The 13498-nt window shown below is 57.4% G+C and carries 9 protein-coding genes and 1 pseudogene; 2 read left to right on the forward strand and 8 right to left on the reverse strand.

Going from position 1 to position 13498, the window contains the following annotated elements:
- Window positions 1-37: 37 nt before the first annotated feature.
- Both topA and E9954_RS22355 read left to right on the forward strand, forming a co-directional pair.
- The gene (gene topA, locus E9954_RS22350; RefSeq protein ID WP_136081507.1) at window positions 38-2590 is read left to right on the forward strand and encodes a type I DNA topoisomerase; all 2553 of its coding nucleotides are present in this window, start codon (window positions 38-40) and stop codon (window positions 2588-2590) included.
- 99 nt (window positions 2591-2689) lie between these two features.
- Window positions 2690-3646 carry a tyrosine recombinase gene (locus E9954_RS22355; RefSeq protein WP_136081508.1) on the forward strand — a complete coding sequence of 319 codons (957 nt, stop codon included), beginning with the start codon at window positions 2690-2692 and terminating at the stop codon, window positions 3644-3646.
- 97 nt (window positions 3647-3743) lie between these two features.
- On the opposite strand, the gene E9954_RS22360 is transcribed toward E9954_RS22355, so the two are convergent.
- From E9954_RS22360 to E9954_RS22395, 8 genes and pseudogenes are all read right to left on the reverse strand, one after another.
- Window positions 3744-4646, reverse strand: a complete 903-nt coding sequence (locus E9954_RS22360; protein ID WP_136081509.1) for a tetratricopeptide repeat protein — start codon at window positions 4644-4646, stop codon at window positions 3744-3746.
- Window positions 4643-5431, reverse strand: a complete 789-nt coding sequence (locus tag E9954_RS22365) for an ABC transporter permease subunit (RefSeq protein ID WP_136081510.1) — start codon at window positions 5429-5431, stop codon at window positions 4643-4645. Before E9954_RS22365 ends, E9954_RS22360 begins: the two co-directional genes overlap by 4 nt.
- A 484-nt stretch (window positions 5432-5915) precedes the next feature.
- Window positions 5916-6656, reverse strand: a complete 741-nt coding sequence (locus E9954_RS22370; RefSeq protein ID WP_136081511.1) for an ABC transporter ATP-binding protein — start codon at window positions 6654-6656, stop codon at window positions 5916-5918.
- Window positions 6657-7142: 486 nt separating this feature from the next.
- Window positions 7143-7242: pseudogene (locus E9954_RS33925) on the reverse strand (pilin); the annotation flags it as partial.
- 572 nt (window positions 7243-7814) lie between these two features.
- Window positions 7815-9200, reverse strand: a complete 1386-nt coding sequence (locus E9954_RS22380) for a sigma-54-dependent transcriptional regulator (protein WP_136081513.1) — start codon at window positions 9198-9200, stop codon at window positions 7815-7817.
- On the reverse strand, window positions 9175-10476 hold the full coding sequence (locus E9954_RS22385) for a histidine kinase dimerization/phospho-acceptor domain-containing protein (RefSeq protein WP_136081514.1): 1302 nt from the start codon (window positions 10474-10476) through the stop codon (window positions 9175-9177). Before E9954_RS22385 ends, E9954_RS22380 begins: the two co-directional genes overlap by 26 nt.
- A gap of 17 nt (window positions 10477-10493) precedes the next feature.
- Complete coding sequence (locus E9954_RS22390; protein WP_136081515.1) at window positions 10494-11588, reverse strand: type II secretion system F family protein; 1095 nt, start codon at window positions 11586-11588, stop codon at window positions 10494-10496.
- 9 nt (window positions 11589-11597) lie between these two features.
- The gene (locus E9954_RS22395; protein ID WP_136081516.1) at window positions 11598-13307 is read right to left on the reverse strand and encodes a GspE/PulE family protein; all 1710 of its coding nucleotides are present in this window, start codon (window positions 13305-13307) and stop codon (window positions 11598-11600) included.
- Window positions 13308-13498: the final 191 nt, after the last annotated feature.

A 13498-nucleotide genomic window follows, 5' to 3' on the forward strand; every position in this document is an offset into this window, starting at 1 on the left:
CTTGGTGCCTTTGTGGTTGTAAACAGTAGGAAGTGAAATGAGCAAGAATCTAGTGATTGTGGAGTCGCCGGCGAAGGCGAAGAAGATTAACCAGTTCCTCGGCAAGGACTATTGCGTGATGGCCTCCGTGGGCCATGTGCGCGATCTGCCGGCCAAGAAGCTGGGCGTGGATGTCGAAAAGGGTTTTGAGCCGGACTATGTGGCAACGACGCGCGGCAAGAAGGTGCTGAAGGAGCTCAAGGCCGAGGCCAAGAAATGCGAAAACGTCTATCTCGCGCCCGACCCCGACCGCGAAGGGGAAGCCATTGCGTGGCACCTCTACGAAGCGCTCAAGAAAACCGTGCCGGAAGAAAACTTTTTCCGCGTCACCTACAACGAAATCACCAAGCCCGCCATCCTCGCCGCATTCGAACAACCCGAAAAGATCGATATGGACCGGGTCAACGCGCAGCAGGCGCGGCGCATCCTCGACCGCCTCGTCGGCTTCCAGGGCAGCCCGGTGGTGCGCAAGCAGATCCGCGGGGCGCAGAGCGTCGGCCGCGTGCAGACCGTTGCGCTGCGGTTGGTGGTGGAGCGCGAAAACGAGATTACCGGCTTCGAACCCGAAACCTATTTCACGGTCGGTGCGCAGGTCCGCAAGCAGGAGGCGCCGCTCGATCCCTTCACCGTCAAGCTCGCCCGCATCAACAACGAACCGGTCGGCATCAAGGATCGCAAGCTGCTGCCCGGCGCCGTCAAGACGATGGAGCAACTCGATGGCATCCGGCAGGAGCTGGAAAACAGCCCGCTCAAGGTCAGCGATGTGGTCACCAAGGAAGTCACCCGTCGGGCGCGTCCGCCTTTCATTACGTCCACGCTGCAGCAGTCGGCCTCCGGTTCGTGCGGCTTTGCCCCGGCGCGCACGATGGGCATCGCGCAAAAGCTGTACGAAAGCGGACTCATCACCTACATGCGTACCGACTCGTTCAACATTGCCAAGAGCGCGCAGGACGAGTGCCGGGCGTTCGTAACCGAAAACTATGGTTCCGAATACCTGCCCGAAAAGCCCAACTTCTACAAAAGCAAAGGGGCCGCGCAGGAAGCCCACGAAGCCATCCGCCCCACCGACGTGACCATTGAGCCCGGCCGCGAGGGCGTGAAGCTCGATGGTGCGGAGCAAAAGCTCTATAAGCTGATCTGGGAACGCTTCGTCGCCAGCCAGATGGTGCCGGCGCGCATTGCCCGCCGTACGGTCGAGGTGGAGGCCGGTTCCGAAAACACCTATCTCTTCCGCGCCACCGCTTCCGAGATCGCCTTCCCCGGCTACATGAAGGCCAGCGGCATCGAGGCCGCCGCCGACAAGCCGAAGGAGGGCGAGGACAACGAAACCGAAACCATTCCGCCGCTCGCCAAGGATGAAAACCTCGATGTGCTCGACTGGCTTTCCGAACAGAAGGAAACCAAGCCGGTTGCGCGCTATACCGAGGCATCGCTCATCCGCGCGCTGGAGGAAAACGGCGTGGGCCGCCCCTCCACCTATGCCGCCATCATGTCGAAGCTCGACGAGCGCGAATATGTGATCAAGGATAAGCGCTCGCTCATCCCGACCGACCTCGGCAAGGAGCTGGTGACGCTCGTGCTGCGGACGGAGCAAAAGCTTAAGTCCGACAACAAGGTCGATCTGTTCGAAGTCCACTTTACCGCCGACATGGAAACCAAGCTCGACGAGGTCGAGGAAGGCAAGATCGAGTGGACGGCCATGATGCGGGAGTTTTATCCGTCGTTGCTCGAATGGATCGAGCATGCGAAGGAGACCGCGGAGCCGGCCTTTGTGGCCCAATGTTTCGAGGCCTTGGCGAATGTCTCCGAGTGGGCGCCGGCCGTCAAGTCCGGCCGCCGCACCTACGACGACCACAAAACCTTCGAAGACCTCCAGGAAAAGGTGGGCGAGGGCGAGCTGCTCTCCAAGCGCCAGGGCGAAATGCTGCACAAGATGTGCTGCCGCTACATCAAGCAGGTTCCCGCCGCGTTGGCGGCCGAGCTGGAGCTGGTCGAGCCCGAAGCCGTGCGCGGCGACACGCCCCGCAAGCTCCAGATCCTGGCCAACGTGAAGTTCGAAGAACCCCGCAGCGTCGGCAAGCGCACCTACGACGACAAAAAGTTTGTCGGTTCCCTGGCCGACCAGATCACCATGGGCAAACGCCTCAGCGAGCGCCAGGTGGCCTATCTCGATACGCTGCTCACCAAATATTCCGACCAGCTCGAAAACTTCGAGGCCATCAAGGCCGAGTTCAAGCTCGACGAAAAGAAGGAGGTCGAGGCCGATCCCACCACCGCACCGGTGATTGCGCTGATGCAGCACATTACCGAATGGGCCGAGCCGACCATGCGCGGCAAGCGCGAGTTCAACGATAAGACGTTCTTCGATTCCATCTCCACCCAGTTCAAGGGCAAGGGGGCGCTCTCCGATCGCCAGCTCGCCGCCCTCAAGAAGATGGCCGCGCGCTATGCCGACCAGATCCCGAACTATCAGGACGCGATGGATCAATACGGCCTGCCCGCCCCCCGCAAGCCCAAGCCGAAGAAGGAAGAAACTCCTGCTTCTGAATAAGAATTAACCACAAAGGCACAAAGGACTCGAAGAGGTGACTATACTCGTTTTCGTGTTCCTTTGTGAACTTGGTGCCTTTGTGGTTAAAAGCGATTCGCCATGAACGATCCGTGCGTTGAACATTTTGTGCAGTATCTCGAAGGCGAGAAAAACGCCTCCGAGCATACGATCAGCAACTACCTGATCGATATCCGGCAGTATTGCGAGATCGTGTGGGGCGAGGAGGCCACCGCGCCCTTCAAATGGAAGGAGGCCGACCGCTTTACCGCGCGCAAGTTTCTCGTCTTTTTCCAGAAGCTGGAAATGGCGCCGGCCACCACGGGGCGCAAGCTTTCGGCGTTGCGCTCGTTCTATCGGTTTTTGCTGCGCGAGGAATATGTGGAGCACAATCCGTTCAGCGGGTTGAACCTGCCGAAGAAGGGGAGCTATCTGCCGCAAATCCTTTCAACCACCGAGGTGGTGCGGTTGCTCGACGCTCCTGCGAAATACAACGAACAGCAGGTGCTCACCAACAATCCGAAGATCAAGATTTGGCGCGAATACATGGTCGCGCGCGATGCCGCCATCCTGGAACTGCTCTATTCCACCGGCATGCGCATCAACGAGTTGGTCAAGTTGCCGGAGGAGGGCATCGACCTGCTCTCCGGCGTGGCGCGCGTCCGCGGCAAAGGCAAGAAGGAGCGGCTCTGCCCGTTGGGGTCGCCGGCGGAACGGGCTCTGACCAACAACCTTCAGCTTCGCGAAAACGTTTGGCTGTTGGAAGGCAAGCGCGATGTGCGAAGCCCGGTCTTCCTGAATAAAAGCGGCGGCCCCATCACCGCGCGCTCCATCGAACGCATGATGAAAAAATATGTGCTGTTTTGCCACTTGAACGCCGAACTGACCCCGCACAGCCTGCGCCATAGCTTTGCCACCCACCTGCTCGATGCCGGCGCCGATCTGCGCAGCGTCCAGGAGTTGCTCGGCCACGCCTCGCTCTCCACCACCCAAATCTACACCCACGTCTCCGTCGAGCGCCTCAAGGAAGTCTACCAGCTGGCCCATCCAAGGGCGTAATACCAATAAACTGATTTGTTTTTTACCACAGAGGGCACTGAGGCACAGAGGAGCGAGGTTGCCATATTACTTCGTGCCTCAGTTGAGACCATTCAAATTAGTGGTTGCAGTCCGGGCCATGCACGTGTTCTTCGTGGTCATCATGGCCGCAGTCGCACTCTTCGCCGTGTTCATGATCATGATCGTGGTCGTCGTCCTCGCATTCGTGCGTTTTGTGGAAGAGCAGTTCGAGCCGTGCCTTGGCGGCTTCGGGGTCGAGTTCGCCGGCTTCCAGCTTGGCCAATCGTTCTGCGAAGACGGGGGAGGGACTGAGTTGGAGACGATCCTTGGCTGCGACAATGGCTTCTTCTTGTTTGTCCATCGCTTCGTTCACAAAGGAGCGGGATATGTGGATGAAGGCCAAGTCGAGTGCGGCTTGTTCGGGGTCGGCCTGTTCTTCGATGGAGGTGAGCATTTCCATGGCGGTTTCCAGCGATTCCAGCGCGGGCGCATACTCGGCTGAAGAGAGGAAGAGTCGCCCCATTTCAAGCGGGAGCTCGTAGCGGTCGGGATTTTTTTCCATGGCTTCGCGGATGGCGTCACGGGCCAGTTCCGGGCGGTCGCATTCGCCGTTGAGCCAGAAGCTGGCCACCAGGTAGATTTCTATGTTGTGCGGATCGCTTTTGGAGGCCAGCCGGAGCCAGGGCAGGATTTCCTCGATCTCGCGCCCTTCGGTATGGGCATGTTTGTTCGGGACGATTTCCTCTTTCCATTTTTGGAAAAAGCCGTGGAAGGCTTCCTCCTTCTCGTGGCCGACGCCCTTGTGGAAGTAGAGGTCGGCGCGTTCGTACAGGCTTTCGGCCAGGAGCGCGCGGGCGGGGCCAAGCAGGTAGACGGAACCTTTGGCCATGTTATTGCCTTCCGACGGCTTGTGGGAAAGCAACGCGGCGCCGGTGGCGACGGCCGCCATACAAGCCACTCCGATGGCCAGCACGGGAATTTGGGCGTTGAGGCGGCTCACAGCTGCGCCCCGCGTTTGAAATATTTTTTGCGGAAGGCCAGCCAAGCCAACCCGATGAAGACGGTGGTGAGCAACAGGCCGTAGGCAAGGGTGCCGATAAAGATGCCGCTGCCGAGCGTGCCCCAGTTGTGCAGCACGCGGGCGCGCATGTCGAACAGCTCAAGGTGGGGGGCAATGAAGTAGATGCCGGTCAGGGCGGCGGCGCGCCAGCCTTCGGCATAGGCGAGCAGGTTGGGGATGCGCGGCACGAACAGGTAGCAGAGCACCACAAAGATACCGGCGCCGGTTCCCGCGGCCCCCTGCGACACAAACATGCTGAAAAACAGGCTGATGGCGACCAGCAGGCCGAGCAATGCCGAGTGCAGGCAGAAGACCTGCAGGAGCACCGCGGGCTCGAAGGCATAGCCTTTCGAGAGCGTTACGCCGGTCACGATCAGGTAGAACAGCGCGTTCGCGGCCAGGAGGCCGAGCCAGAGCCCCAGCCACTTGCCCAGCAGGAACTCAAAACGGTTGATGGGTTTGGTGAGGATCGTGAAAATGGTGCCCGAGCGGATTTCGTTGGGGAATTGACGGGCGCCCATGATGACCGCCAGGGCAATCGAGAAGAGGAAAACCAACATCAGGCCAATGTCCATGATGTAGGAGGAGGGGACATCGGAGCCGAACGCATCCACCGTGGTGAGCAGGAGGGTGAAGAAGCCCTGCAGGGTGAGGATAATGTAGACATCCTTGCGCCGGAGCATTTCCAGCCAAACCGTTTGTGCGATAGTGATCATGTTTTTCATGTTGTTTCCTGCTTCGTTTATTTATACCCAATTAAACAGATTTTTTTTACCACAGAGGTCACCGAGACACAGAGCAATTGAACATTCCCGCTCCTCTGTGCCTTCGTGTCCTCTGTGGTGAGACCATTCAAGTTAAGTTCATATTACGTGGCAAATGGGTCAGGATAATCTAGGAAAAATCATTAAATGCAAAATGTTGGCTTCGACCTGGAATGTTGATTGTTCCTCATTTTGCTCCAAATTATTTTGCTTACTTAAGTCCTGTTTCGGTTCCTCTGTGCCTCCGTACTACGATCCGTCAATTTCTTGTTTTGCTGGCAAGTTTTTACCACCCGCTGCGCTAGAGGACACGGAGGCACAGAGGGTGAGGATGCTTTGTGTCTCTGAGTTCTCTGTGGTGAAAAATCCGTGTCTTCGGTGTTCATCTGTGGCGTCAAATAATTTGGTGTGCGGCACTGCTGCTCCAGGCTCTCGGTGGTGAAAATCAATCCTGTCCAGCATCCTGCTGAAGGGCTTCGAGGAAATAGTGTTCGAGGTTGGGTTTGTCGCCGACCAGCTCGGCCACCGGGCCCTGGCGAATAATCCTGCCGTTGGCGATCATGATGATTTCGTCGCAGACGGTTTCGATTTCGGACAGCTCGTGCGAGGAAAAGAAGATGGTCTTGCCGCGCGCCTTGAGCTGCTCGATCAGCTTGCGGATCTTCATGCGTCCGAGGGGATCGAGGCCGTTGGTGGGTTCGTCCAGGATCAGCAGGTCGGGATCGTTGATCAGCGCCTGGGCGAGGCCGATGCGCTGGAGCATGCCGCGCGAATAGGTGGCAATGCGCTTGTTGGCGTGGGCGATCAGTTCCACTTCGTTAAGCAAGTGGTCAACCCGCTCCTTGCGCTCCGACTTGGGAATATCGAATAGCTTGGCGGTCATTTCCAGATATTCGCGGGCGGTCATGTATTTATAGCATTCGGGGTGCTCGGAAAGATAACCGATCTGCGAGCGCGACTCGGCGGACGAGGCATCCTTGCCCAGCAGCTGGGCGGTGCCGGAGTCGGGGGAAAGAAATCCAAGCAGGACGTGCAATGCAGTGGTTTTTCCGGCGCCGTTGGGGCCGATGAAGCCCACGGTTTTTCCTGCTTCCACCGTGAACGATACCTCGTCCAAAGCCTTATGGACCTGTTTTTTGTGCTGGAACGTGGCGCAGAGGCCGTTTGCTTCGATAACCGTTTTCATGATGTCCTTTTTAAAGTTGCTGATTAATTACAGCATTTAGCAGGTATGATGCCAGTTTGGATGCTTCAAGCCTAGCATCCAGGTTTTCGAGGCAGGTTTTTCTTGCTGCGCCGTGGCGCGGATGTCCGATCCGCGTTTTCGGCTGTATTCCTTTCATGCGGGAAACTCGCAGCGGAGATGTGAGCTACAGGGTTGCATGACAAAAAAAGGACGCCCGAAGGCGTCCTTTCTACAGATCTAAGCGGTTTCCCGATTAGAATGCGGCATTATGAGTAGCTGCGTCAGCGCCGGCACAAGCAGGGTCAACACCGAGAAGGCCCGTGGTGTATGCAGCACCGTCAGTCGGGCAGGTCGGATATGCAAGACCCTTGATGTATTGGGCTGCGTTGTCGATGGAGTTGTCTTCTTCCATTGCGCACTGTTCCTTGGCCGCGTCGATGATGCGGAGGTTGTTAACGCAGGCTTTGGTGCGGGAGTTGTCACGAGCCTTCGCGAAGGAAGGGATGCCGATGGCAGCAAGCAGACCGATGATGGCCACTACGATCATGATTTCTACGAGGGTGAAGCCTTTTTTATTCGTTTTCATTTTGTTTTCTCCATTTGGTTTAGTTCTTGCGTTTAGTTTTTCTTGTCTGCGTTGAGCTCACCTCATGTCGTTCAGACGGATAGCTATATAGCGGATAGCGTGCCAACTTTTATTTTCGGTAAGCGGGGAGATTCGGGCAAAAACGGGGATCGTTGAAAAAACCCTTTAAAATAAGCATTTTTACAGGGTGATGCGGGTTGGAAATTCTTTTGGGGAGGGTGGGGGTGGATTTCAAGAAAGCCGGAAATTTCCGATTCTGAGAAGAAACCGGCTTCCAAAAACTGGAATTTTCAGGTTTGGAGTGGAGCCAGAGCTATACCACATTCATTTAGCTATCGGTATATTCCTCGCAGAGGCGCAGAGAGCGCAGAGAATTCTTTTTAATCTGTACGGCTCTGCGATCTCAGCGACTCTGCGAGGGATCAATCCGACAGGGAAGTTTAGGCCGAATACGAACTGAAGATTCGTTGTTTTGCCTTCATTCGTTGCAAATAAAAAACGCGCCCTCCGAATGGAGTGGCGCGTGTGCGGTCTGATCTGATCCCTGACCCCTGATCCCTGATCCCTGATTCTCAGCCCTCGGCGTTTTGTTCCTCTTCCGGCAACTTGCGGTAGAGGGTGGCCAGGCTGATGTCGAGCTCCTTGGCCGCGGCAACCTTGTCGCCGCCCATGGTGTCGATGACGGTCTTGAGGTATTCCTTCTCCTTTGCGCGGAGGAAGGCCTTGAGCGATTTGCCCTTTTCAAACTCGCCGGTGAGGGCGGCGCTCTGGGCGCCAGGGTTTTCCTCGTAGGAGACAATGAGTTTGGAAGGCAGGGTTTCCTTGGTGATCTTGCCATCGCTGAGGAAGGTGAGGCAGTGCTGGATGACGTTCTGCAGCTCGCGCACGTTGCCCGGCCAGGTATAGTTTTGCAGGATCGAGAGGACGGCATTGTCCATGGACGGGAATTCCTCGCCGGGGTCAAGCTCCGTTCCAATAAAGTGCTGGGCGAGGGGCAGGACATCCTCCGGGCGTTGCTTCAGCGGGGGAATATCGATGGAAATTACGCTGAGGCGGTAGAACAAGTCCTCGCGGAAGGAGCCTTCCTTCACCATGTTTTCCAGGTTGCGGTTGGAGGCCGCGAGGATGCGCACATCGACATCGAATTCCTCGGTTCCGCCGACCTTGCGGATCTTTTTGTTCTGGATGGCGCGCAGCAACTTGGACTGCAAGGCGTGGGGGATGGAGTTGATTTCGTCGAGAAACAAGGTGCCGCCCCTGGAAGCTTCGAAAAGGCCTTCCTTGTTGGCGCTGGCCCCGGTGAAGGCGCCCTTGGTGTGGCCAAAAAGTTCCGATTCGATCAGGGTTTCGGGCAACGCGGCGCAGTTGACGGGAATGAAGGGCCCTTCGGAGCGGGCGCTATAGGCATGGACGGCTTCGGCGACGAGCTCCTTGCCGGTTCCGCTTTCGCCGGTGATCATGATGGTGGTTTTGGTGGGGGCGACGCGCTTGATCATTTCGCAGACGTTGACCATCTGCTCGCTCTCGGCAACAATGTTGCCGAAATATTTCTTGGCTTCGATATGCGAATCGGCACCGATTTGCTCGGACAGGGATTTCTGGTAGTCGAGCGCGCGTTTCACGGTTGCGAGCAGCTCGTCGATCTTGAACGGCTTCGGGATATAGTCGAAGGCGCCTTCCTTCATGGCTTCAACCGCCGTGGCAACAGTCGCATAGGCCGTAAGCATGATGACTCCGACGTACGGACGCATTTGCCGGGTTTTGCGAAGCAGCTGCATGCCATCGACCGGCTCCATCTTGATGTCGGAGATCAACAGGTCGAATTGTTCGGACTTAAGTTTTTTTTCGCCGACCACGCCGTTTTCGGCCAGTTGGACTTCGTAGCCCTTAGAAAGCAGTATTTTGTTTAGCAAGCTGAGAATCGTCGGATCATCATCCGCTATGAGTATTTTCGCCATCCTGTAAGCCTCTCCCTGTGGTATTCAGATGGCCTATATAACCCTGATTTTTCACATCTGAGTCAAGCTTAATGATGGATATAAGGTCCTTCGGGGAGAACTCCGCGAAATCAACAAAATTGCGTACGGCACTGTCCATTCTGTGCGAGGCGTCTTCGATGTGGTCGAACAATTCGTTCCGATCCTTCCGCCGTGGGCTACTGGGGAGCCAATCGGCCGCCGAGGCTTTTTCCTCGTAGCGTTTCAGCAGCTGGATCGAGGCGGAGATGGCGGTGAGCGGGGTTCGTATTTCGTGGGCCAGTTCGCCGGCCAGGCGCGTGGCCGCATTGATCCGCTCGAGTTTCCGCAGTTTCTTTTCCGTTCCCAGGGCATGCGAGATGTCGGTCAGGATGATCAGGCTAATGGCGATCGTTGTGTTTTTCCGGCCTTCGGGGCCAAGCAGGGCAAGCTCGGGAACCTGGAGTTCGCTCGAGGCGTAGCGGACGGGGAGCGCATCCCTGTCTTTCCTGCGCAACAGGGCGGTCGTGCCGTAGGATTCCGGAATGGGATCGCCTTCTTCGTCCAGCAAGTCCGTGAATGCCATGTTGGCGAGTTCGTTCTCCCCGAATCCGAGCAGGGATGTCGCCGCTTTGTTGGAGAAAAGGATGCAGCCTTTCTGGTCGAGAACCAGCGCCGCTTCCGGAATGCGTTCCAGCAAGGTGGCGGTGGTTTCGGTCAACTCCTGTTCCGCGGAGTCGATAAAGTTGCACCGCTTGGCCACATAGACACTCGCCACGCCAAAGAAGGCAAAGGTGAGGCTGCGCAGCAACAGGGTGGCGCTGGTCGATTCCGCAAGCAAAGGCGTCCCCGTGGGAACATACTCCACAATCATATGGTTCGAGAGCAACGTAGCCATCAGGATGTAGGTGACGATGGCCAGTATCGTTATTTCCGCCGCTTGCTTCGGGGTTCCGACGATGCCCGCCGAGAGGATGACGAGCGGATAGAGCAGGGTCAGCTCGCTACGGATACCCCCGGTGAAATAGACTAATCCCGTGACCAGCAGCAAATCGACCACGAACTGAAGCGGAGCGAATTCTGCGGTTTGCAACCGGTTGCGCAGCCACAGGGAATAGGGGATGGTGATAATGAAGGCCACGCCCATCAGGGCATAGAAGGCCGCATCGTCGTTCGGCAGCAGCAACGACACCAGCACCAGCAACCATAGGAACCCAAGGCGAGCCAATAGGATCGCCGTGAGTTCCGGCCACGAGGTGGTATTGCTTGGTTCCGTCATATACCGTTAACCGTGGGCTACATGCCCACGACTTCCCCCATTTTGAAGATCGGCAGGAACATCGCGACCACGATGGTGCCGATGATGCCGCCGATGAAGACCATCAGCAACGGCTCGATCATCGAGGTCAGGCCGTTGAGCATGGTTTCCACCTCGTTTTCATAGAACTCGGCCACCTTGTCCATCATCTCCTCGACCTGCCCGGTCTTTTCGCCGGCGGAGAGCATGTGGACGAGCATGCGCGGGTAAAACTTGTTCGGCTCCAGCGCGGAAGAGAGCGGTTGGCCTTCCTCAACGTGCTTGCGGGCTTCGAGCAGCGAGTCGCCAATGACCCGGTTGCCGGTGGCCAACCCCACAATCTCCAGCGATTCCATGATCTGCACGCCACTGTGCATCAGCTGGGCGAAGGTGGAGGCGAAGCGGCTGACGGAAACCTTGGTGGCCAGTTCGCCGAGGATCGGGAACTTGAGCTTCATGAGGTCGATGTTGTATTGCCCCTTGTCGGTTTTGTAATATTTCTTAAAGGCGAAAATCACGCTGGCGATCAGGATGGTGGCGATATACCAATAGGCGGTCAGCAGGTTGCTGAAGTCCAGCAAGGCCTGCGTCAATCCGGGTAGGTCGGCGCCGAACCCGGAAAACATTTCCGCGAAGACCGGCACGATGAACATGATCAGGGCGGTGGAAAGCGCAATGGCCACGATCATGACGACGGATGGATACATCATGGCCGACTTTACCTTGGACCGCATCTTGTTGCTCGATTCCAGGAACGAAGCGACGCGGGCACAGGTTTCGGGCAGGATGCCGCCCACCTCGCCGGCGCAAACCATGCTGATGTAGAGTTCATCGAAAATCGTGGGATAGAAGGCCAGCGCCTCCGAATACATGGCGCCGCCCTCGACCCGGCTGCGGATGCCGCCGATGACCGGCTTGAAGTTTTTGTCGGAGGTCTGCGCCTCCATGGCGGAGAGGGTCTGCACCAGGGGCATGCCGGCCGAGAGCATGGCCGATACCTGCCGGGTGAATAACGAAAGTTCCTTGAGCCGGATTTTCCGCGCCCCGCGCACGACGGGCAGTGCGCCCTTTGCCTTGAATTTTTTATTAGCCATGGTGTTCCTTTAGTGTTCGCTGGTTACGCGCATGATTTCTTCGATGGAGGTCATGCCCTCGCGGACGCGGTCGAGTCCGGCCTCGCGCAAGGTGCGCATGCCGTTTTCCACGGCCATTTTGGCGATGGCATCGGCTTCCGGATTGTTGAGTACGGTTTTACGGATGGCCTCGTTGATCAAGAGGATTTCCATGATGCCGCCGCGGCCCTTATAGCCGATGTTGTTGCATTTCGGGCAGCCGGCCTTGGCGTAGAACTGGGTGCCTTCCATGTGGCTGGGATCGATCCGGTTTTTCTTGAGGGTTTCGTAGGGGATGTCGATCTCCTTCTTGCAGACGGGGCAGAGCCGGCGGTAGAGGCGCTGCGCCTGCGTTAGCAAAAGGGAGGATGAAAGCATGAAGGGCTCGATGCCCATGTCGATCAGGCGGGCGATGGCGCCGGCGGCATCGTTCGTGTGCAGCGTGCTGAGCACCATGTGGCCGGTCAAGGCGGCTTCCACGGCAATGGTCGCCGTTTCGCCGTCGCGAATCTCCCCGACCATCACCACATCCGGGTCCTGGCGGAGAATCGAGCGCAGGGCGGCCGCAAAGGTGAGGCCGACCACGGGGTTGATCTGCACCTGGTTGATGCCGTCGAGCTGGTATTCCACCGGGTTTTCGGTGGTGATGATGTTGGTTCCGGTGTCGTTGAGTTCCTGCAGGGCGGAATAGAGCGTGGTGGTCTTGCCGCTACCGGTAGGTCCGGTAACGAGGATCATGCCGTAGGGTTGGCCCAGCGCATAGGTGAAGTTGTCGAGCGAAAGCTGGTCGAGCCCCAGTGCTCCGAGGTTGGGGGCCAGTGCGGTTTTGTCGAGGATACGCATTACGATCTTTTCCCCGTGCACCGTTGGCAGCATGCTCATGCGGACGTCGACTTCCTTGCCGAGGGCCTTGATCTTGAAGCGGCCGTCCTGCGGGACGCGCCGTTCCGCAATATCGAGCTGCGACATGATCTTCAGGCGCGAAATGATGGCGTTCTGCAGGTTTTTGGGCGGGCTGGGCGATTCGTAGAGTACACCGTCGATGCGGTTGCGCAGGCGGATGGTCTTTTCCATCGGTTCGATATGGATGTCCGATGCGCCTTTGCGCAAGGCTTCGATCAGGATCGAGTTGACGATCCGGATTACGGGGGCTTCGCCTGCGTTTTCGAGCATTTCATCCAGGCTGGCGTCATCGAGGTTTTCCTTGCCCACCTCGACATCGCCTTCATCGGCCATGTCCTTGAGGATGTCTTCGAGTGCCTGCGTGGGTTGATCGGTAATGGCGTTGAGGGCTTCCTCGACTTCTTTTTCGAGGGCCACCACGGGGGCCAGTTCCATCTGGGTACCGGATGCAATGGTTTCGCGGCCGACAATATCGAACGGGTCGGCCATGGCAATGGTTAGGCGTGCGCCCAGCTTGGAAATGGGGATGGCCTTCAATTCCTTCCACTTTTCCTTCGGCATCAGCTCGATGAGTTCTCGTTCGGGCGAAAAAGAGGAAAGGGTGATGGGGCTGAGTTCGAGGTATTCCGCCATCGCCAGCGCCATGTCCGTGTCGGAAACAACGCCTTGCTCAATCAGGAGACGCTCCAGCGGAAGATTCTTCAATTCCGCTTCTTTTTCCGCCTCGGCATAGATTTCCGCCTCGATCGGGCGGATTCGCTTCAGGCAATCCATTAGGCTATTGGAGCTATGCATCATCGTTGAACATCCGTTTTTTCAATAAGTTCCCTCCTGATAAGCAATAGCCGTGCCTACCCGGAAAAAAGCGGTTGTCCCGAGGGGTGGCCTGGGCTTGCCCCGCATTTGGCCTGCAACCTGCTTAAGGTAGGAGCACGGTTTTATAGGCAATTAACTTGAAGAGTCTCACCACAGAGCGCACGGAGGCACAG

This window comes from Pontiella desulfatans (genome assembly GCF_900890425.1).
Classification (GTDB): Bacteria; Verrucomicrobiota; Kiritimatiellia; order Kiritimatiellales; family Pontiellaceae; genus Pontiella; species Pontiella desulfatans.